General features: G+C 69.1%; 21 protein-coding genes. 13 read left to right on the top strand and 8 right to left on the bottom strand.

From position 1 onward, the window contains the following. Window positions 1-4 precede the first annotated feature (4 nt). Window positions 5-841: a 3-hydroxyacyl-CoA dehydrogenase family protein gene (locus tag SY84_RS02245; RefSeq protein ID WP_046842633.1), complete on the top strand. Its 837-nt coding sequence runs from the start codon at window positions 5-7 to the stop codon at window positions 839-841. Window positions 842-923: 82 nt separating this feature from the next. Next, on the top strand, window positions 924-1769 hold the full coding sequence (locus tag SY84_RS02240; protein ID WP_046842632.1) for a hypothetical protein: 846 nt from the start codon (window positions 924-926) through the stop codon (window positions 1767-1769). Between the two features lie 6 nt (window positions 1770-1775). Here the strand turns inward: SY84_RS02240 and SY84_RS02235 are convergent, their stop codons facing one another. Then, window positions 1776-2339 (bottom strand): peroxidase-related enzyme, encoded by a 564-nt coding sequence (locus SY84_RS02235; RefSeq protein WP_046842631.1) that lies wholly within the window; start codon window positions 2337-2339, stop codon window positions 1776-1778. 44 nt (window positions 2340-2383) lie between these two features. Here SY84_RS02235 and SY84_RS02230 point away from each other — a divergent pair, with 44 nt between their 5' ends. Continuing rightward, window positions 2384-3001, top strand: coding sequence for an MBL fold metallo-hydrolase (locus SY84_RS02230; RefSeq protein WP_046844871.1), 618 nt, complete (start codon window positions 2384-2386; stop codon window positions 2999-3001). 51 nt (window positions 3002-3052) lie between these two features. Here the strand turns inward: SY84_RS02230 and SY84_RS02225 are convergent, their stop codons facing one another. Further along, window positions 3053-4222, bottom strand: a complete 1170-nt coding sequence (locus tag SY84_RS02225) for a BMP family ABC transporter substrate-binding protein (protein ID WP_081424485.1) — start codon at window positions 4220-4222, stop codon at window positions 3053-3055. Window positions 4223-4438: 216 nt separating this feature from the next. Here SY84_RS02225 and msrP point away from each other — a divergent pair, with 216 nt between their 5' ends. Both msrP and SY84_RS02215 read left to right on the top strand, forming a co-directional pair. Further along, window positions 4439-5440 (top strand): protein-methionine-sulfoxide reductase catalytic subunit MsrP, encoded by a 1002-nt coding sequence (msrP, locus tag SY84_RS02220; protein WP_046842630.1) that lies wholly within the window; start codon window positions 4439-4441, stop codon window positions 5438-5440. Between the two features lie 59 nt (window positions 5441-5499). After that, on the top strand, window positions 5500-6078 hold the full coding sequence (locus SY84_RS02215; RefSeq protein ID WP_046842629.1) for a sulfite oxidase heme-binding subunit YedZ: 579 nt from the start codon (window positions 5500-5502) through the stop codon (window positions 6076-6078). A gap of 62 nt (window positions 6079-6140) precedes the next feature. On the opposite strand, the gene SY84_RS02210 is transcribed toward SY84_RS02215, so the two are convergent. The 5 genes from SY84_RS02210 to hspR form a co-directional block, all read right to left on the bottom strand. Then, window positions 6141-7034, bottom strand: a complete 894-nt coding sequence (locus SY84_RS02210; RefSeq protein WP_046842628.1) for an ABC transporter permease — start codon at window positions 7032-7034, stop codon at window positions 6141-6143. A gap of 30 nt (window positions 7035-7064) precedes the next feature. After that, window positions 7065-8120 (bottom strand): ABC transporter permease, encoded by a 1056-nt coding sequence (locus tag SY84_RS02205; RefSeq protein WP_046842627.1) that lies wholly within the window; start codon window positions 8118-8120, stop codon window positions 7065-7067. Then, window positions 8117-9676, bottom strand: coding sequence for an ABC transporter ATP-binding protein (locus SY84_RS02200; RefSeq protein WP_245621381.1), 1560 nt, complete (start codon window positions 9674-9676; stop codon window positions 8117-8119). The genes SY84_RS02205 and SY84_RS02200 overlap by 4 nt, the downstream gene beginning before the upstream one ends. A 131-nt stretch (window positions 9677-9807) precedes the next feature. Continuing rightward, window positions 9808-10647: a metallophosphoesterase gene (locus SY84_RS02195; protein WP_046844869.1), complete on the bottom strand. Its 840-nt coding sequence runs from the start codon at window positions 10645-10647 to the stop codon at window positions 9808-9810. A 117-nt stretch (window positions 10648-10764) separates the two neighbouring features. Then, window positions 10765-11481 (bottom strand): heat shock protein transcriptional repressor HspR, fused homodimer type, encoded by a 717-nt coding sequence (gene hspR / locus SY84_RS02190; RefSeq protein ID WP_046842625.1) that lies wholly within the window; start codon window positions 11479-11481, stop codon window positions 10765-10767. Window positions 11482-11641: 160 nt separating this feature from the next. On the opposite strand from hspR, the gene SY84_RS02185 reads away from it, so the two are divergent. From SY84_RS02185 to SY84_RS02175, 3 genes are all read left to right on the top strand, one after another. Beyond that, window positions 11642-13015, top strand: a complete 1374-nt coding sequence (locus SY84_RS02185) for a dipeptidase (protein WP_046842624.1) — start codon at window positions 11642-11644, stop codon at window positions 13013-13015. Then, window positions 13012-13584: a phosphoribosylglycinamide formyltransferase gene (locus SY84_RS02180; RefSeq protein WP_046842623.1), complete on the top strand. Its 573-nt coding sequence runs from the start codon at window positions 13012-13014 to the stop codon at window positions 13582-13584. Before SY84_RS02185 ends, SY84_RS02180 begins: the two co-directional genes overlap by 4 nt. Window positions 13585-13770: 186 nt before the next feature. Further along, entirely contained in the window at window positions 13771-14331 is a 561-nt protein-coding gene (locus SY84_RS02175; protein ID WP_046842622.1) for a DUF402 domain-containing protein, read from the top strand. Window positions 14332-14383: 52 nt separating this feature from the next. Here SY84_RS02175 and SY84_RS02170 read toward each other — a convergent pair whose 3' ends face one another. Then, a complete protein-coding gene (locus tag SY84_RS02170; protein ID WP_046842621.1) occupies window positions 14384-14788 on the bottom strand; it encodes a RidA family protein in 405 nt (134 codons plus the stop codon). A 396-nt stretch (window positions 14789-15184) separates the two neighbouring features. On the opposite strand from SY84_RS02170, the gene SY84_RS15725 reads away from it, so the two are divergent. The 5 genes from SY84_RS15725 (at window position 15185) to SY84_RS02145 (ending at window position 19001) form a co-directional block, all read left to right on the top strand. Further along, complete coding sequence (locus SY84_RS15725; protein ID WP_052751011.1) at window positions 15185-15715, top strand: DUF402 domain-containing protein; 531 nt, start codon at window positions 15185-15187, stop codon at window positions 15713-15715. Window positions 15716-15765: 50 nt separating this feature from the next. Then, the gene (locus tag SY84_RS02160) at window positions 15766-16263 is read left to right on the top strand and encodes a peroxiredoxin (protein ID WP_046842620.1); all 498 of its coding nucleotides are present in this window, start codon (window positions 15766-15768) and stop codon (window positions 16261-16263) included. Beyond that, window positions 16263-16946 (top strand): ribose 5-phosphate isomerase A, encoded by a 684-nt coding sequence (gene rpiA / locus SY84_RS02155; protein ID WP_046842619.1) that lies wholly within the window; start codon window positions 16263-16265, stop codon window positions 16944-16946. The genes SY84_RS02160 and rpiA overlap by 1 nt, the downstream gene beginning before the upstream one ends. A gap of 211 nt (window positions 16947-17157) precedes the next feature. Then, window positions 17158-18201: an ABC transporter ATP-binding protein gene (locus tag SY84_RS02150; protein WP_046842618.1), complete on the top strand. Its 1044-nt coding sequence runs from the start codon at window positions 17158-17160 to the stop codon at window positions 18199-18201. 50 nt (window positions 18202-18251) lie between these two features. Next, window positions 18252-19001, top strand: coding sequence for an ABC transporter permease (locus SY84_RS02145; protein ID WP_046844867.1), 750 nt, complete (start codon window positions 18252-18254; stop codon window positions 18999-19001). The last annotated feature ends 26 nt before the right edge of the window (window positions 19002-19027 follow it).

The following is a 19027-nucleotide window of genomic DNA, read 5'->3' as shown; positions in this document are numbered from 1 at the left end:
TCCCATGAAATTCGGAGTGATTGGAGCTGGACAGATGGGCGGCGGCATCGCGCAGGTCGCCGCGCAGAGTGGATTCGATGTGGTCGTGCAGGACGTGAAACAGGAGTTCCTGGACCGGGGCCGCGCCGTGATCGAGAAATCTGTCGCGAAACTGCATGAGAAGGGCCGCCTGACGGACACGCCGGACGTGATCCTGGGCCGCATGGTGTTCACGACGGACCTGAACGCGTTCGCGGACTGCGATCTGGTCGTGGAGGCCATCGTGGAGAACGAGGGGGTGAAAGCTGACCTGTTCCGGCAGCTGGGGCAGATCGTGAAGCCGGAGGGCGTGCTGGCGAGCAACACGAGCAGCATTCCGATCACGGCGCTGGCGAGCGCGTCGGGCCGCCCCGATAAGTTCATCGGGATGCACTTCATGAACCCGGTGCCGCTGATGCAACTCGTGGAGGTCATCCGGGGCTACAGCACCAGCGACGAGACCGCGCAGTTCGTCACGCAGACCGCCGAGCGGATGGGCAAGACCCCCCTGGCCTGTAACGACTTCCCGGGTTTCGTCAGCAACCGCATCCTGATGCCCATGCTGAACGAGGCCATCCAGTGCGTCATGGAAGGCGTCGCGGAACCCGAGGCGATCGACGGGATCATGAAACTCGGCATGAACCATCCCATGGGCCCGCTGACCCTGGCGGACTTCATCGGGCTGGACACCTGCCTTGCCATCATGGAAGTGCTGCACAAGGGGCTGGGGGATGACAAGTACCGCCCCAGCCCACTCCTGCGCAAGATGGTGCAGGCGGGCCTGCTCGGCCGTAAGAGCGGGCAGGGCTTCTACACGTACTGAAATGGCCTTCTGACCCTGAAGTCAGCTTGAGGGACGCGGGGTGCGTGTGCAGGGGCACCCCGCTTTCGTGTTAGAACGCAGCATGCGTAAAACCCGCTGGCTGACCGCCCTGACCGCCGCCGCTGCCCTGACGTCCCTCGCCACGCCCGCCCAGGCCGCCGACCTGCGCCTGAGTGCCACCAGCAGCGTCGGGCTGACCTGCCAGATCGCCGGGGGCCGGGCCGGGCTTCAGGAGGGTCGTTTCGGCGGATTCATCGAGGGGGCCTACTGCACCAGCAACGTACAGGGCGAGTCGGGTCGGGGTGCGTTCGGAGCGGGCCTGACGTTCGACGTGTTCGACGCTGGTCTGGTCAGCGGGTACGTGCTGGCCGGTGGGGGGGTGCAGGGCAACTCCACGGTGCTGTTCGCCGGGGTGGGTGCGCGTGCCGGCCTGGACCTCGTCCCGGTCGAGGGGTTCGTGGAGGCCGGAGTCCAGCGCGTGAACACCGTCCTGCAACCCATCTACGGTCCGCGCCTGACGGTCGGTGTGACGTACCGCGTGAACGTCGGTGACCTGAGCCGGTACGCCGGGCCGGTTCCCGAAGCTGCGGGCGTGGCTGGTGGGGGGGCGCCGGTGGGAGCGCCCGAGCAGTGCAACCTCACCCCGCAGGAGGACGCGGCAGCGGCCAGTGCCGCCACGGTCGCGGCGGCAAGGGAGGCGCTGTCCGCGGTGGCCAGCTCGTACTCGGCCGGTTTCAGTTCATTTTCATATGAGGTGAATGTCGGCAGCGTCTCCATCAGTGGCAACAGCGCGACGGTCAGTGGAAGCGTGACGATCAGTCTCACGAGCCGTGCGTCCGGGCAGCGCACCACCGACACATACCCGGGAACAGTGAATCTGGTCCGTTCCGGCTGCGGCTGGAGCGCGACCGGCTACTCGCGCGGTTGAACCCAGTTAGCGGCCCCGGCGGTGGTATTCCTCATTCGGGATGAAGCCCAGGGCGCTGCTGACGCGGTTGGTCATGTTGAACATCCCGATGACCTGCGTGGCTTCCAGGATGGCGTGGTCGTTCAGGCCCGCTGCGCGGAGGTCGTGCAGGTCGCCCTCGGCCATGTGGGCGGGGGTGAGGGTGAGTTTCTCCGCGTAGGCGCACAGCGCCGCCTGCTGCGGTGACAGGGGGGCGTGGCGCCAGTTCACGGCGACCGTGTCGGCAAAGGTGGCGTCGCCGCTGTACTCGCGCAGGGCGGCGCCGTGGGAGACGGCGCAGTACACGCAGCGGTTCAGGCCACTGACGACCACGGCCAGCAGTTCGCGGTCGGTCGTGCTCAGGTGGCCTTCGCGGTTCACGAGGGTGTTGAAGTCGGTCCACCACGCCAGGAACGTGTCGGGGTTCAGGGCCTGCGCGCGGAACACGTTAGGCACGAACCCGAGGTTCGCCCGGGCTTTCGCGTGGAGCTTCTGCACGCCTTCGGGCGCGGTCGTGTCGTCGGGGACGGCCAGCCAGGAGATTCGGTTCATGGGGTCTTCAGCGTACGTCGCGTGGCATCATCGGGCGAGTGAATGTGGAAGTCCGTCCCCTGTACGCGAACGTGTTCCTGCTGAGCACCCCGGCGGGGCGACTGCTGGTGGACAGTGGCGCGCTGAGTCATGCGCCACGGTTTGTGCAGCTGCTGCGGGAGTTCCGGCCGGACGCACTGCTGCTCACGCACGCGCACGTGGATCACGCGGGGAATGCGTTCCTGGCGCAGCGGGCGGGCGTGCCGGTGCTGGCGCATGCGCTGGAACACGCGGCGCTGCTGGGGCAGTCGCATGACCTGCCGTACCCGGCGGGCTTCCCAGGCCTGGGCCGCGTGATTTCCCGCATCCACCCGAAGCTCCGCTCCGTGCAGGCCGCGCAGCCGGGGCAGGACGTGCTGGGCTGGCAGGTCGTGCCGCTGCCGGGGCACACGCCTGGGCAGATCGGGCTGCTGCGGGACGGGGTACTGATCGCCGGGGACGCCGTGGTGGGCGGCGCGGATGGCGCGCACCTGCCCCGCGCGGCGTACAACCACGACCACGCGCAGGCCCTGAGCACGCTGCGGGGCCTGCTGGACCTTGACCTGCGTGAGGTCTGGCCCGGGCACGGCGGCTGTCTCACGCCAGAGCAGATCCGCATCCGGGCTGAACGAGTTGATGGTTGACGGAAGGGATTGCGCCCTCCATCAACCATCGACTGTCAACCTACTACAGCTTTACTTCTTGGGTTCGTCCGCAACTTGTCCGGTGACGCCGGGGGCGACCCAGGACATGTTGTTCAGGTCGGCGATGCTGGCGACCTTCCCGGCGGGGACGCGCAGGATGCCGTTGCGGTCTTTCAGCGGGCCGGTGAACGGGTCGAACTTGCCGCCCTTCTCCATGTCGGCTTTCAGGGTCATGACTCGGTCGTAGACGGTGGTCTTCTTCCCGGCGACGGTGATGGTCTTGGCTTTCAGGGCGGGCACCCATTTGGGGTTGATGGCCATGCCGTCCTGCGCGCCGAGTTCGACGCTGCCGCCGCGCAGCAGGTTCCAGTAGTCGACGTTCTGGAGGTTCTTGGCGGTGTACGTGCCATTGCGGACCTTGGTCAGGAAGTCGATGTAGATCTTCTCCCAGTGCACGAGCTGCCCGCTGACCACGTAATCGGGCGCGAACTTGTACATGGGGGAGTAGTGCGCGAAGGACGGGATCTTGCGCGCGGCGGCGGTCTGCACGACGGTCGCGGTGTCCTCCGTGAAGGCCAGGGCGCCCGCACCTTCGCTGATCAGGGCCTCGGCGGCCTCGCGGGCCTTGTTGGGGTCGAACCACGCGTTGATCCACTTGACGCTGACGGTCGCCTTGGGGTTCACGGCGCGGGCGCCCATCGCGAAGGCGCTGATGTGCCGCTTGAGTTCCGGCACGGGGAACGCGGCGACGTACCCGAGCTTGTCGCTCTTGCTGACGGCGGCGGCCATCATGCCGTTCAGATAATAGATCTGGTAGAAGTCCGCCATGTACGTCGCCATGTTCGGGGCGCGTTTGAAGCCGCTGGCGTGCGCGAAGATCACGTTCGGGTACTTCTTGGCGGCGTCCAGCGTCTGGTCCATGAACCCGAAGGAGGTCGTGAAGATCACCTTGCAGTTATCCCTGACCAGCCGGTCGATGACGGGCGTGGCCTGTCCCTCGGGCACGCTTTCCACGTACTTGGTTTCCAGCCAGGGGAGGGCCTTCTCGGTCTTCTTGCGGGCCTCGTCGTGGGCGTAGCTCCAGCCGATGTCGCCGACCGGGCCGACGTAGATGAAGCAGGCCTTGAGTTTGCCGGTCTGCTGGGCCTGCGCGGCGGGGCTGGCGGCGGTGCTCAGGAGTGCCAGGGACAGGGGCAGGGCAGCGAGGAGTGCTTTCTTCATGATGAACCTCCGGGGAAAAGGGCGGAACCTGGCTTTATTGTGCCTTCATTCTGTCGCGAAGGATAGAGACAGGATGACCAGACGGCACTGCATGCCCACCACCTCACTGGCCTGGGCGTGCATTTTGTCGCGCCGACTGGATTTACCGTGCGTCGCGTGACAGTGCACTGAACCGAAACCGCTCAGGCTGCGTACATCTGTTCAGGAGGTCCACCCATGAGCGATCACCCCATCCCGCCCGACCACGCCGACCCGGAGTCCGGCGAGCGCCGCATCCTGTCCCCGGGCAGCCCCAACCCCCGCCGGGAATTCCTGCGCAGCGCCGCCCTCTTCACCGCCACCGCGGGCGCGCTGGGCGGCGGTCTGGAACTCCTCACGCGCCGCCCGGGCGGACCCGGCAGCGCCGAGGCGCAGGGCGCCGCCTTCACCCGCCCGGCCCGGCCGCTCGGGCCGTACGACACCAGCGAGGCCGTCACGCCGTACGCGCAGGCCACCTCGTACAACAACTTCTACGAATTCGGCACCGACAAGAGCGACCCCGCCCGGATGGCCGGCAGCCTCAAGACCCGCCCCTGGACCGTGCGGATCGACGGTGAGGTCCGCAAGCCCATGACCGTGGATATCGACACGCTGCAGGGCTGGTTCCCGCTGGAGGACCGCGTGTACCGCATGCGCTGCGTGGAGGGCTGGAGCATGGTCATGCCCTGGCTGGGCTTCCCGCTGGCCGCGCTGATCCGCCGCATGGAACCCACGAGTAAGGCGAAGTACGTGCAGTTCACGGCGCTGCTGGACCCCAAACAGTTTCCCGGGCAGCGCCAGCCGGTCCTGAACTGGCCGTACGTGGAGGGCCTGCGCCTGGACGAGGCGCTGCATCCCCTGGCGTTCATGGCGGTCGGTCTGGACGGTCGTGTGCTGCCTGGGCAGAACGGCGCGCCGCTGCGGCTGGCCGTGCCGTGGAAGTACGGGTTCAAGAGCATCAAGAGCGTCGTGCGGATCACCCTGACCGAGAAGCAGCCCCAGACCACCTGGGCGCTGGCGGCCCCGCAGGAGTACGGCTTCTACGCGAACGTGAACCCGGCCGTGCCGCACCCCCGCTGGAGTCAGGCGACCGAGCGGCGCATCGGTGAACTGGGCCGCCGCAAGACCCTGCCGTTCAACGGGTACGCCGAGCAGGTCGCGGGCCTGTACAGGGGCATGGACCTGCGGCGGTTCTTCTGACGACCTCAAGGGCACCCCGCCGCCGCGCGCCTCTGGGCTGGCTGGTTCCGGCGGTCACGGTGGGCGGCCTGATCCCGGCCGCCGTCCTGATCGCCGACGCCCTGACCGGGCAGCTGGGCGCGAACCCCATCCAGCGGGCCACACTCCAGACCGGCCTGCTGACCCTGGCGCTGCTCGTGCTGTCGCTGGCCTGCACGCCCCTGCGCCTGCTGACCGGCTGGACCTGGCCCGCCCGCATCCGCAAGACACTGGGTCTGCTGGCGTTCGGGTACGCTGCGCTGCATTTCCTGATCTACCTGCTGGACCACTCCTTCGACCTGACCCTGATGACCGAGGACGTCCTGGAGCGCCCATTCATCACGGCCGGGTTCACGGGACTGCTGCTGCTCGTGCCGCTGGCCCTGACCAGCACGCCCCGCGCCGTGAAACGCCTGGGCTTCCAGCGCTGGACGCGCCTGCACCAGCTGGCGTACGTGGCGGTCAGCCTGGGGGCCCTGCACTATTACTGGGGCGTGAAGAAGGACCACACCCAGCCGCTGATCTACGCCGCTGTGATCGCCGTGCTGTTCGCCGTGCGCCTGCTGAAACGCCCACCGGCGCGCGGCGCCGGGCGGTCACGGCCAGCCCGCGGCGACTGAACCGGCCTGGACCGGACGGTGGAAGCCCGGCGGTGCAGTCGCCGGGCCTCCTGCCTTCGCGTCTAGCGTTCGCCGCGCACGTAGGGGCGGCCCAGCGCGGCCGGCGCGTCCCCGGCCTGCCCGCGCAGACCCGCCAAGGCCAGCACCACGAGCACGAGGATGAACGGCATGGCGCTGAACACCTCGGTGGGCACGTTGCTGTTGCCCTGCAGGCGGAACTGCAGGTAATACAGGAAGCCGAAGAACAGCGCCCCGGCAATGGCGCGCAGGGGCCGCCAGCCGACGAAGATCACCAGCGCCACGGCGATCCAGCCCAGACCGTTCGTCATGTTGTCCGCCCATGAGGAGCGGTACGACAGGGCCAGGAACGCGCCCGCCAGTCCGGCCAGCGCGCCGCCGCCCAGCACGGCCAGCACGCGGGTGAGGCCGACGTTCACGCCCAGCACGTCCGCCGCCGCCGGGTTCTCCCCGACCGAGCGCAGGGTCAGGCCGCTGCGGGTGGCGGTCAGCCAGAAGGCCAGCAGTCCCGCCAGGATCAGCGCGGCGACCGTGAACGGACTGATCGTGAAGCTTCCCAGCGTCCAGTCCTGAACCTTGTTGAAGAGGGGCAGGCCCTCGAACTTCTTGCCCAGCAGGCCTGCCGCGCCCGTCCCGATCAGGGCCAGGGCGAGGCCGCTGACGAACTGGTTGGCGCGCAGCGTGACGGTCGCCACGGCGTGCAGCCCCGACAGCGCCGCGCCTGCCAGCATGGCCGCGCCGACCGCCGCCCACAGGCTCGCGTCCGGGCTCCTGGAGGCGACCGCGAACGCGGCGAGCGCACCGACGGCCATCAGGCCCTCCACGCCCAGATTCACGACCCCGGCGCGTTCGTTCAGGATCGCGCCCAGGCACGCGAGCAGCAGCGGCGTCCCGACCGCCAGGGCGCGCACGAGCGCCTCGATGACAATGCTATCCATGCAGGACCTCGGTGGGGGAGAGGGGGCAGCTCACGCGCGGCCCCACTGGACACGGTGGCGGATGAACACTTCCGAGGCGATCAGGCACAGCAGGATCACGCCGCTGAAGATGTCCACCACGCGGAACGGGAGGTTCAGGTCGATCTTCAGCAGGTCCCCGCCCGCCAGGATCACGCCCATCAGCGGCGCGGTGATCAGGCACAGCGCCGGGTTCCCGCGCGCCAGCCACGCGACGATCACGGCGGTGAAGCCGTACCCCAGGCTGATCTGGCTGGCCTCCAGGAGGCGGTGGTGGATGCCCGCCACCTCGCCCGCACCGGCCAGCCCGGCCAGTCCCCCGGTGAGGAGGGCGACGAGCGTGGCGACCCGCGCGGAGCTGAGGCCCGCGTAGTGCGCCGCGCCGGGGTTCTCGCCGACGACACGAAGCGCGTACCCGAACGTCGAGCGGGTCAGGAGCCACTGGAGGCCCAGGGCCAGCGCGGCGCCCAGCAGCAGCGTGGGCCAGTGCACCTGCGTGCCGCTCAGGGTGGGCAGCCACGTGCCCTGCGGGAAGGTGTCGGTGTAGATGTACCCGCGCACGTCCTTGCCCTTCCACGGCCCGGCGATCAGGTAGGTGACGAGCGCCACCGCGATGTAGTTCAGCATCAGGGTGGAGAGGATCTCGTTCACGTTCACGCGCCGCAGCGCCGCCGCCACGAGCGCCCACAGGCCCCCGCCGACGAAGCCCGCCACGAACACCGCCGGGATGAGCAGCGCGCCGGGAACGGGCAGGAACAGCGCTGTGCCCGCCGCGAACACTGCGCCCAGCAGCAGCTGCCCCTCCGCGCCGATGTTGAAGAACTGCGCGCGGAACGCCAGCGCCAGCCCCGCCCCGATCAAGAGCAGCGGAATGGTGCGCCGCCCCACCTCGGCCAGGCCGGTCGGGTCGCCCAGCGTGCCGCGCAGCATCGTGCCGTACACCTCCGCCGGGGACTGCCCCGCCAGCACGAACACCAGCGCGCAGATCAGCAGGGCCACCACCACCGACGCCACCGTGACGAGCGCCGTGCGGGCCGCCGAGGGGGCCTGAAGAGCCACGAACCTCATGCGCCCACCCCCTGTGTGGCTCCGGGCAGGCTGTGCGGGTGTGCGCCGCCCATCAGCAGGCCCAGCGACTCCCGTGTCACCTCGGCCACCGGGAACGGCCCCAGCAGCGCGCCGCCCACCATGACCGTCACGCGGTCCGACAGGCTCAGCAGTTCGTCCAGATCCTCACTGACCAGCAGCACGCCCGCGCCCTCCTGCGTGCGGTCCAGCAGCACCCGGTGCACCTGATCGGTCGCGCCGATGTCCAGCCCGTACGTGGGGTGCACCGCCAGGATCAGTTTCGGCTGCCCGGCCAGTTCCCGCGCCAGGATCAGCTTCTGGATGTTCCCGCCCGACAGCAGCCGCGTGGGCGTGTGAATGCCCGGCGTGGCGACCGCGTAGGCTTCCACCTCGCGGCGCGCCCGCTCGTCGGTGGCGGTCAGGTCGCGCGCCAGGCCGCGCGCCAGCGGCGGCCGCCCGAAGTCCCTCAGGGCGAGGTTCTCCGCGACCGTCATGCTGGGCACCGTGCCGCTGTGAATGCGGTCCTCAGGAATGTGCGCCACGCCCGACCGGAAACGCGACGCCGCGTCCCCGGTCAGCGCCTGACCGTCCAGCGTGACCGACCCGGTCGCCGCGTGCAACCCCGCCAGGACCTCGACCAGTTCGCTCTGGCCATTCCCGGCGATCCCGGCCACGCCCAGCACCTCGCCCCGGCGCAGCTCGAAACTCACGCCGCGCAGCGCGGGCAGGCCGCGCGCGCCCTGCGCACTCAGGTCCCGCACGCTCAGCAGCGCGCCCGCGTCCGCACCGGGACCGCCCGCGCGCTTGCGGGTGAAGTCCACGCTGCGGCCCACCATCAGCTCCGCGAGGCTCTCGCGGGTCGCGCCCTGCGTGGGCACGCCGCCCACGACCTTCCCGCGCCGCAGCACCGTCACGCGGTCCGCGACGGCCAGCACCTCGTCCAGCTTGTGCGAGATGAAGATCAGGCTGCGCCCGTCCGCCTTCAGTTCGCGCATCACGCGGAACAGGCCCTCGGCCTCCTGCGGCGTCAGCACGCTGGTGGGCTCGTCGAGAATCAGCACCCGCGCGCCGCCCAGCAGGGCCCGCACGATCTCCACGCGCTGCTTCTCGCCCGGCGAGAGGTCCGACACGCGCGCGTCCGGGTTCACCTCCAGCCCGTACCGCGCGGACAGCTCACGCACCTGCCCCGCCACGCGCCGCGCCGGGAACAGCCCGCCCACGCGGCCCAGCGCCAGATTCTCCGCGACCGAGTGCCGCGACACCAGCAGCGGATGCTGCGGCACCAGCCCGATCCCGAGCCGCCGCGCATGCGCCGGACTGCCGATCCGCACCGGCTGGCCTGCCAGTTCCACCGCGCCCTCGTCGGGCTGGTACAGGCCGTACAGGATCGAGATCAGCGTGCTCTTGCCCGCGCCGTTCTCACCCAGCAGCGCCAGCACCTCGCCCGCGTGGACGGTCAGGTCCACCGCGTCGTTCGCGACCACACCCGGGAAACGTTTCGTGATGCCACTCAGCCGCAACGCGGGCGGCCCGGCAGAAGATTGGGTTCGGTCCACAGTCCATCCTTTCACCGGGGCGGGCCCCTGCCCAGCCGGTTCCTTCACGGAACCTTTAACCGGCGTGCCGACAGCCTACCGGACCGCTGCCCGGCCGCGCGCGCCCACACCCACACAGGACAGCCTGGCGATCAGTACAGAGAGCTCCCACTTGGAAACGCCACGACCTCCGCAATGCCCTGCGGATTCAGCCGCGCGATAAACCCCGCGTCCTCCCGGTACGCCATGCCGCTGTCCATCGCCACGCACAGCCGCCCCGCGTACGGAATCGGGGCGCCCGCGCCCACCGTCGGGCCATGCAGCGCCTCATCCAGCAGGACATACACCGGCGTGTGCCCATGCACGATCCGGTCCCCACCAAACACCGACAGGGCCCGGCGGGCCTTGGCTTCCCCCTCACCCAGCGCGAACGCCATACGCTCCGTGAACCAGTTCAGGAACAGGCCCCACTCGTCCGGGTCCGGATTGGCCAGGATGCGTGCGACCTCCGCATTCACGTCCTTCACCGAGTCGCCCAGCCGCAGGTACATCAGGCTGTCGGCATGCACCATCAACCACCCGTGTGACACGGTTATCGCCGGACGGTTCGACAGCCACCCCAGATCACTCGGTTCCAGCAGGTCCACGTCACGCGGCTGACCGCCGTTCTCCAGCCAGTACTCCCGGAACCCCATCCGGTCGTGCGGGTCCACGTGACGGAACACCAGCGACGCCAGGAACATCACCTCGTGATTCCCCAGCAGCGCCGTCACCTGCCCCCCCACCTCCGTCGCCTGCACCTCCAGGCTGCGGATCAGGCGGATGACCTCCAGGCCGTTCGGCCCGCGGTCCACGTAATCTCCGAGAAACACCAGGTGCGTGTCCCCGGCGGTCCACGAGCCGTCAAAGTCGATCAGGCCCGCGCGCAGCAGAAGCGCGCGCAGCTTGTCGTACGCCCCGTGAATGTCCCCCACCACCCACAGGGGCCTCATGAAGTCACCGGGCATGGCGCAGGAACCGGACGGCAGGCAGACAGCACGCCCCGCAGCATACGGCGCGCCCGGTCATCCTGCACGGACGGATGACCGGACCGCTGAGGAATGCGTGAATCACTCCCGGTCCACACCGCCCGGTTCATCCCCTTCCGCCAGGGTGCGCCACTTCGTCATGCGCTCCGTGATGTCCTCCTGAATGCGGCGGACGTTGCTCTCCAGACCCGACCGTGTCGCGTCCAGCTTGTGGCGCAGGCGCATGATCTCCTCGACGCCCGCAAGGTTCACGCCGAGTTCCTGCGTCAGGCGGCGAATCTCACGCAGATGCTCGATGTCCCGCTCGCTGTACAGCCGCGTCTTGCCGCTGCTGCGCCCCGGGCGGATCAGCTGCTTACGCTCGTACAGGCGCAGCGTCTGCGGGTGCATGTCCACCAGTTCCGCCGCGATGCTGATCACGTACACCGGCCGGTCACGCGGATCGATGCGGCCGTCCACGCCCGGCAGCGCCTCGGGCCGCTGCGCCTGCTCGCGCAGTTCACTCTCGATGCGCTCGATCTCCGCCTCGAACTCGCCCTGCATGTCATCCAGCTCGTGCTGAAGACGCATGACCTCCTCGACACCCGCTAGGTTCACGCCGAGTTCCTGCGTCAGGCGGCGGATCTCGCGCAGATGCTCGATGTCGCGCTCGCTGTACAGCCGCGTCTTGCCGCTGCTGCGCCCCGGGCGGATCAGGCCCTTGCGTTCGTACAGGCGCAGCGTCTGGGGATGCATGTCCACCAGTTCCGCCGCCACGGAGATCACGTACACGGGCCGGTTTTTCGCGTCGCTGGGCATACCTTCCCTTGAGTATACGGGAAGCAGTGTTTCTGAGACCGTGCCGCGAAGAGGTTCTGGGCCGCGCGAGGCAGGAGGCGTGAGCCCCCAGGCCGCCTGCCCCGCACCCGCAGCCGTCCATCCCGGACGCCCCGCGCCCGTCAGCCCGTATCATCCCCCCATGACCACGCCTGATCTGAGTGTCCTGCTCGACCGTGACCGCGCTGAGGCGGAGCTGTTCGACCTGCTGCGCATCCCCTCCGTCAGCGCCGACCCCACCCGCACGGCGGACATGGCCGCCACCGCCGAGTTCCTGCGCGCCAAACTGGCGGACCTGGGCTTCACAGCCCGCATCGACCCGACCGCCGGGCACCCCGTCGTGTACGCCGAGCGCCTGAACGCCCCCGGTCAACCCACCGTCCTGATCTACGGCCACTATGACGTGCAGCCCGAGGCGCCGCTGGAGGAATGGGTCACGCCGCCCTTCGAACCCACCGTCCGCGACGGGCGCATCTACGCGCGCGGCAGCACCGACGACAAGGGACAGGCGTACGCGCACGTCAAGGGCGTGGAACTGCTGCTCTCGCAGGGCGAACTGCCCGTGAACGTGAAATTCCTGCTCGAAGGCGAGGAGGAGATCGGCAGCCCCAACCTCGAACCGTACCTACGCGACCACGCCGGGGAACTCAAGGCCGACGTGATCGTCATCAGCGACGGGAGCCGCTTCGCGCCCGACGTGCCCACCATCACCTACGGCGTGCGCGGCCTGAGCTACGTCGAGATTCACGTCCAGGGCGCCAACCGCGACCTGCACAGCGGCAGCTACGGCGGCGCTGCCCCCAACCCCATCAACGCGCTGGCCGAGATCATCACGCGCCTCAAGGACGACCAGGGCCGCGTCACCATCCCCGGCTTCTACGACGGCATCGACGACCTGACCGACACCGAACGCCAGATGTGGGCCGACCTCCCCCACGACGACGCTGCGTTCGCCGCGAGCATCGGCGTGCCCGCCCTGCCCGGCGAGGCCGGGTACACCACCCTCGAACGCCTGTGGGGCCGCCCTACCCTCGACGTGAACGGCATCTGGGGCGGCTACCAGGGCGAAGGCAGCAAGACCGTCATCGCCGCCAAGGCCGGCGCGAAGGTCAGCATGCGCCTCGTGCCCGGACAGGATCCCGAGCGCATCACGCGGCTCATCAGCGAGTACGTGCCCACCCTCGCGCCCGCAGGGACCACCGCCGTCGTCCACCCGCACCACGGCGGCCGCCCCTTCAAGTTCGACCTGAACAGCCCCTACAACCTCGCCGCGAACCGCGCCCTCAAGCGCGTCTTCGGCCGTGAAGCCGTGTTCGCCCGCACCGGCGGCAGCATCCCGATCGTCGCGGCCTTCAACGACATCCTGCACGCCCCCGTCCTGTTCGTGGACCTCGGCCTGAACGAGGACGCCCCCCACAGCCCCAACGAGAGCTTCGCCGTCACCGACTACCACAACGGCATTCTCACCAGCGCCTACCTGCTTCAGGAACTCGGCGCACCCGACACCGCCGAATGAACCTCGGCTTTCTCGCCTCGCACGGCGGCAGCGCCGCGCGGCACCTCGTCGAGGCCTGCCGCGCGGGCGAGCTGAACGCCACCCCGGTCGCCCTGGTCAGCAACAACAGCCGCTCCCCGGCCCTCGCCTGGGCACGCGACGCGGGCCTAGCAGTCGCACACCTCAGCAGCGCGAACTACCCCGACCCGGACGACCTGGACGCCGCCATCCTGGACGTCCTCGTCGGCGCGGGCGCGGACACACTCGTCCTCAGCGGCTACATGCGCGAGATCGGCCCCCGCGTCCTGGCGCACTTCGCGGGCCGCCTCGTGAACATCCACCCCAGCCTCCTGCCCCGCCACGGCGGACGCGGCATGTACGGCGACCGCGTCCACGAGAGCGTCCTCGCCAGCGGCGACCTAGAGAGCGGCGCCACCGTCCACCTCGTCACCGCCGGCATCGACGAAGGCCCCATCCTCGCGCAGGCCCGCGTGCCCGTCCACCCAGGCGACGACCTCGCCAACCTCAAGGCCCGCGTGCAGGCCACCGAGGGCGACCTCATGCTGCGCGCCGTCCGGAGCCTCGGGTAAGGACACCGGAGCCTTCACCTCGCCCCCTCACCCTTCCGGCGCTCCGCGCCACTGCTGCGCAGCTCTGCGAGTCCCTCCCTCTCTGCTCCGCAGCTCGCTGAGTCCCACAGGGGGAGAGGGGACAACGGAAAGCAGTCGAGCAGGAAGACAGGCAACACCATTTCAGGAAGCTGATGGGGGAGGGGCATGAAACGGAAAGTCTTCGACCTGAGCGGCTGGGCGCGCGTCACCCGCCACACCCAGACCGTCCTGCACGTCCCCGGACACGTGATCGTGGACTTCGTCGCGCACGACGTCATCCGGCCCCTCGACGTGCCCATCCCCGGACGGGACGGCCTGCGCCGCATCCTGGGCAGCGGGTACCGCTGGGTGCGCGCCCACCCCACCAGCGGGCACGGCGCGCCCGGCAGCGCCCTGACCATGCAGCTCGACGCCGCCGGGCGACCCGTGCAGTACTACATCGACCTGCACGGCGGCGAGGGCTGGCACGACAGCGGGTACCCCTGGCACGACGACCTGTACCTCGACGTGATCGGCCACCCCGCCGAACACGACCCCTGGGTGATCGACGCGACCGGCATCATCGACGGGGACGAACTCGACGACGCCGTCACCCAGGGCCTCGTCACACCCGCCCAGGCCGACGCCACCTGGACACACGCGCGGCATGTCGAAACGCAACTCCAGGCGGGTACCTACCCACCCGTGCACGTCCTCAAGCGCTACCTGGAAGACCCGTACACCTGACGTGAGATTTATTTCTGGCGGTTACGTTGTACGTGGCTGATCAGGGTTCCGTTCAGGTGTCCGTCCTCTCAGGCGTGGCGCGGCAGGCCCAGGCGTCGAGTTCCACCTTGTACTGTGGCGCCGCGAGGGCGGTGACATACAGCAAGGTCATGCACGGGAGATGTCCGTCCAGCCAGCGGGCGAAGACGGCGCGGCGCGCGGCCGCGTCGACCTCACTGACGAGATAGATGGTGAGCTTCACGATGTCACTGACGGTCATGCTGGCCGCAGCGAGGTTGCGATTCAGGTTCTCCAGCGCCACCTCGACCTGCGCAATCGGGTCTTCGGGTACGCTCCCGTCCGGGTGCTGGCCCAGCTGCCCCGACAGTACCAGCCAGCGTGCTGGGCTGGGCACCTCGATCTGGTGTACGTAACTGGTCAACGGCGCGTGAACGTCCTCTGGGTTTCTTGGGATCATGCCTTGGCCCTCCGGAATCGCGCGGTGAGTTGACTGGCCTTGATGGAGGACGTGAGGGGCTCGTTTTTAGCAGCGCTGAAAATGGCGTCATACAGGGAGCCGTGGGTGGTCTGCGTAGGAGCGCATGAGGCAAAGATCAGGAAAGCGAGTGCAGCGCGGAACGACTTCACCAGCTCAGCTTATGGTCGAGAGCACGCCAGCGGCGTCGCACATGCGACCTGTGAGCGGGAGTCAGTCATGCATTGCAGGCTCGATCACCACCGTTGATTCGAGTCCGTCGTCGTGCGACCATTCGTCTGTGCGGTGTCCTGCACGAAGTCACGGCATCTACCGTGAACCGCCGTTCTTACGGCACCTGCGGGGTGCAGCGCTTCACCCTTGCCCTACCCTGCGGGCGTGAAGCGCAAGGATGGCCGGTACCTCCAGTTCTTTCCCGGTGTGCAGGGCACGCAGCGCGTCGTGACGCTGCCTGAGGGCTGGCTGGTGGACGTGACCTTCACGCACGTTCCAGAGCCGCACGCGGTGACCGTGCAGGGGGTCACGGTGCCCACCCTGGCGGTCGGAGCGCGCTGGCTGACGCTGGTGCCCCCACAGGGACACGCGGCGCTGCTGGTCATCCTGAACGGAGAAACGCCCGTGTTCGCCTACGCGGACGTGTGCGCCGCCACCGGACTGGGCGAGGACGGGATACCGTGGCTGGACGACCTGTACCTCGACGTGCGCGCCACCCTGAGCGCCGACTGGACGCCCGGCGTTCCGGAAATCATCGACGCGGACGAACTCGACACCGCCCTGCACAGTGGCGAGATCACCCCGGAGCAGCACGCACTGGCCTGGGCCACGGCGCGGGAGGTGGAACATCAACTGGCCCGCAACACGTTCCCGCTGCTTCCGGCCATCCAGGCCTTTGTGTCGCCAGCCTCGTGACACCCGCGCGGGCTGGACAGGCTCCTGCTGGGGCGCGCTAGGCTGGGCGCATGAGTGATTCGGTGCAGGTTCCGGTGGTGGGGGAGGCGTTCCCGGCGTTCACGTTGATGGACGCGGCGGGGCAGGCGCATTCGCTGCCTGATTTCGTGGGGCGGTACGTGGTGCTGTACGTGTACCCGAAGGACGACACGCCGGGGTGCACGCGGGAGGCGTGTGATTTCCGGGACAACGTGCTGCTGCGCGAGCGTGGCGCGGCGATTCTGGGCGTGAGCGCGGATGACGCGGACAGTCACGCGCGGTTCGCGGAGAAGTTCAGCCTGCCGTTCCCGCTGCTGAGTGATCCGGGCGCGGTGTTCCTGCGGTCCATCGGGTCGTTCGGGACGAAGAACATGTACGGGAAGGTCACGGAGGGCATCAAGCGTCAGACCTTCCTGATCGGCCCGGATGGCCGGCTGGTGAAGTCGTGGCTGGCGGTGAAGGTGGACGGGCACGCGGACCACGTGGCGGCGGCCATCGAGAAGGACCGCGCGGCGAAGGGTGGGAACTGATGGATCTGGAGGCGTTGAAGCGCGAGGCGGCCCTGCGTGCCGTTGCCCTGGTGAAGAGTGGGGACCGGGTGGGCCTGGGGACGGGCAGCACCGCGAAGTACGCCATCGAGGAGATCGGCCGGAAACTCGCGGCGGGTGAACTGACGGGCGTGGTGGGCGTGGCAACCAGCGAGGCGAGTGACACGCTGGCCCGGCAGGTGGGCATTCCCGTGGAGCCGCTCGACCCGCGTCCGCTGGATATCGCAATTGACGGTGCGGACGAGATCGCGCCGAACCTCGACCTGATCAAGGGTCTGGGCGGGGCGCTGCTGCGCGAGAAACTGACAGAGGTGCAGGCGCGGCGGTTCATCGTGATCGCCGATCACACGAAACTGGTGGAGCACATCGGCGAGAAGTCCGCGCTGCCCATCGAGATCGCCCGGTTCGGGTTCCTGAGCACCATCGAGCGCCTGCGCGTCATCCTCCCGTCGGGGCGGTTGCGGCAGTCGGGCGCGCAGCCGTACGTGACGGACAACGGGAATTACATTTTCGACGCGCAGATTCCTGCCGGGACGGATATCGCCGCGCTGGAACGCCAGCTGAAGGGCACGCTGGGCGTCGTGGACACGGGGCTGTTCCTGGGCATGGCCGAGCGGGCCTTCGTGGCGGCCCCGGACGGCGTGACCGAACTGACGCCCCGCTGAACCGTTCCCTTGTTCCCTCTCCCCCTGTGGGACTCAGCGAGCTGCGGAGCAGAGAGGGAGGGACTCGCAGAGCTGCGCAGCAGAGGCGCGTCAGCGCTGGAAGGGTGAGGGGGCGTGTGACCCACTTGGGTAAAAACCATCCTGACCGCCCGTTACGCGTTCTGGCGTAGCGGGTGGCGGCGTTTTGGGTGCTGGCGTACCCTGGGTGATCATGACGGGTGATCGGGGTGGGGCGGAGGACGCGGCGGTGCGGGTGCGTGACCTGCGCAAGGGGTACGTGGTGCACGAGAAGGAGCCGGGGTTCCTGGGGAGCCTGCGGTCGTTCGTGAGCCGCAGGTCGCGGGTGGTGGAGGCGGTGCGGGGCGTGTCGTTCGACCTGGCGCCGGGTGAGGTGGTGGGGTTCCTGGGCCCGAACGGGGCGGGGAAGACCACGACCCTGAAGATGCTGTCGGGCCTGCTGCACCCGTCGGGCGGTGAGGTGCGCGTGGCGGGCTTCGAGCCGGGGCGGCGGGAGAACGCGTTCCTGCGGCAGATCACGCTGGTGATGGGGCAGAAGCAGCAGCTCATCTGGGACCTCCCGGCGCTGGATTCGTTCCTGGTGAATCAGGCGATCTACGAGATCCCGGACGCGCAGTTCCGGGCGACGATGGCCGAGTTCACGGAGGTGCTGGGCCTGGAGGGCATCCTGAAGAAGCAGGTGCGCAAGCTGTCGCTGGGCGAACGGATGAAGTGCGAGCTGGCGGCGGCGCTGCTGCACCGCCCGAAGGTGCTGTTCCTGGATGAGCCGACGATCGGGCTGGACGTGAACATGCAGGAGTCGGTGCGGGCGTTCGTGCAGGACTACAACGCGCGGTACGGGGCGACGGTGATGCTCACGAGCCATTACATGGCGGACGTGACGGCCCTGGCGCGCCGCATCCTGGTGATCGACCGGGGCGAGGTGGTGTTCGACGGGGACCTGGCGCGCCTGGCCGAGCAGGGCGGCGGGGGGAAGACCGTGCGGCTGCAATTGCGCCGCCCAGCGACGGCAGACGAGCTGGGCCGCTTCGGGTCGGAGGTGCGCGTGGACGGCCTGAGCGCCGAGCTGACGGTGCCGCGCGCGCTGGTCAGTGAGCGGGCGGCGGCGCTGTTGGCGGAGCTGGACGTGGCGGACCTGACGGTGGAGGACCCCAGTATCGAGAGCGTGATGGCGTCCCTGTTCGGCGCGCGGGCCGGTCAGGCTGGTCAGCCGGAACGCACCCCGGAGCCTGTGTGAGGGCGCTGGCGTTCAAGGCGCGGGTGCTGTTCGCTACGCGCTTCGCGGAGATGGCCGAGTACCGCGCCGAGGTCGTGATCTGGATGCTGTCGGGCACGCTGTCCCTGGTCATGATGCTCGTGTGGATGGCGCAGGCCGCCGCCGCGCCCGGTGGGCAGATCCGCGGGTACAGCGCGCCGGAGTTCGCCACCTACTTCCTGTCCACGTGGCTGGTGTCGCAGCTGCTGGTCGTGTGGGTGTCGCACGAGCTGGACTTCCAGATCCGTCAGGGGACGCTGTCGCCGCAGCTGCTGCGCCCGGTGGACCCCATGTGGCTGCACGTCGCGTCGCACGTCGCCGAGCGGCTGGTGCGGATCGTGCCGCTGCTGGCACTGGTGGGGGTGTTCACGTGGCTGTCCGGCGCGTCCTTCACCCGCGAGTGGTGGGCGTACCCGGCGGCCCTGGGACTGGCCGCGCTGGGCTTCAGCGTGCGGTTCCTGTATGAGTACGCCATCGGCCTGCTGGCCTTCTGGACCGAGAGCAGCGCGTCCTTTCAGGAGGTCGTGTGGCTGGTGTACGCCGCGCTGGGTGGCATGTTCGCACCCCTGGCCTTCTACCCCGATTGGGTGCAGTGCGTCGCCGTCTGGACGCCGTTCCCGTACATGCTGGGCCTCCCCGCGCAACTCCTGGCCGGAAAGGCCACCCTGGCTCAGGCCGGGCGCGGCGCCCTGGTACTTCTCGTGTGGCTCGCGGTGTTCTGGGTGGTGCGCCTGATCGTCTGGCGGATCGGCCTGCGTAAATACGGCGCGGTGGGCGCATGAGGGGGGCCGTTGAAGGTCGAATGTTG

It is taken from the genome of Deinococcus soli (ex Cha et al. 2016), from assembly GCF_001007995.1.
GTDB lineage: Bacteria > Deinococcota > Deinococci > Deinococcales > Deinococcaceae > Deinococcus > Deinococcus soli.
This window is presented reverse-complemented; position numbering and strand designations above follow the sequence as displayed.

Bases quoted from the DNA above. Each gene is read 5' to 3' on its own strand.
- SY84_RS02245 (WP_046842633.1), top strand. From the start codon at position 5: ATGAAATTCGGAGTGATTGGAGCTGGACAGATGGGCGGCGGCATCGCG.
- SY84_RS02240 (WP_046842632.1), top strand. From the start codon at position 924: ATGCGTAAAACCCGCTGGCTGACCGCCCTGACCGCCGCCGCTGCCCTG.
- SY84_RS02235 (WP_046842631.1), bottom strand. From the start codon at position 2,339: ATGAACCGAATCTCCTGGCTGGCCGTCCCCGACGACACGACCGCGCCC.
- SY84_RS02225 (WP_081424485.1), bottom strand. From the start codon at position 4,222: ATGAAGAAAGCACTCCTCGCTGCCCTGCCCCTGTCCCTGGCACTCCTG.
- msrP (WP_046842630.1), top strand. From the start codon at position 4,439: ATGAGCGATCACCCCATCCCGCCCGACCACGCCGACCCGGAGTCCGGC.
- SY84_RS02210 (WP_046842628.1), bottom strand. From the start codon at position 7,034: ATGGATAGCATTGTCATCGAGGCGCTCGTGCGCGCCCTGGCGGTCGGG.
- SY84_RS02205 (WP_046842627.1), bottom strand. From the start codon at position 8,120: ATGAGGTTCGTGGCTCTTCAGGCCCCCTCGGCGGCCCGCACGGCGCTC.
- SY84_RS02195 (WP_046844869.1), bottom strand. From the start codon at position 10,647: ATGAGGCCCCTGTGGGTGGTGGGGGACATTCACGGGGCGTACGACAAG.
- hspR (WP_046842625.1), bottom strand. From the start codon at position 11,481: ATGCCCAGCGACGCGAAAAACCGGCCCGTGTACGTGATCTCCGTGGCG.
- SY84_RS02185 (WP_046842624.1), top strand. From the start codon at position 11,642: ATGACCACGCCTGATCTGAGTGTCCTGCTCGACCGTGACCGCGCTGAG.
- SY84_RS02180 (WP_046842623.1), top strand. From the start codon at position 13,012: ATGAACCTCGGCTTTCTCGCCTCGCACGGCGGCAGCGCCGCGCGGCAC.
- SY84_RS02175 (WP_046842622.1), top strand. From the start codon at position 13,771: ATGAAACGGAAAGTCTTCGACCTGAGCGGCTGGGCGCGCGTCACCCGC.
- SY84_RS02170 (WP_046842621.1), bottom strand. From the start codon at position 14,788: ATGATCCCAAGAAACCCAGAGGACGTTCACGCGCCGTTGACCAGTTAC.
- SY84_RS02160 (WP_046842620.1), top strand. From the start codon at position 15,766: ATGAGTGATTCGGTGCAGGTTCCGGTGGTGGGGGAGGCGTTCCCGGCG.
- rpiA (WP_046842619.1), top strand. From the start codon at position 16,263: ATGGATCTGGAGGCGTTGAAGCGCGAGGCGGCCCTGCGTGCCGTTGCC.
- SY84_RS02150 (WP_046842618.1), top strand. From the start codon at position 17,158: ATGACGGGTGATCGGGGTGGGGCGGAGGACGCGGCGGTGCGGGTGCGT.
- SY84_RS02145 (WP_046844867.1), top strand. From the start codon at position 18,252: ATGGCCGAGTACCGCGCCGAGGTCGTGATCTGGATGCTGTCGGGCACG.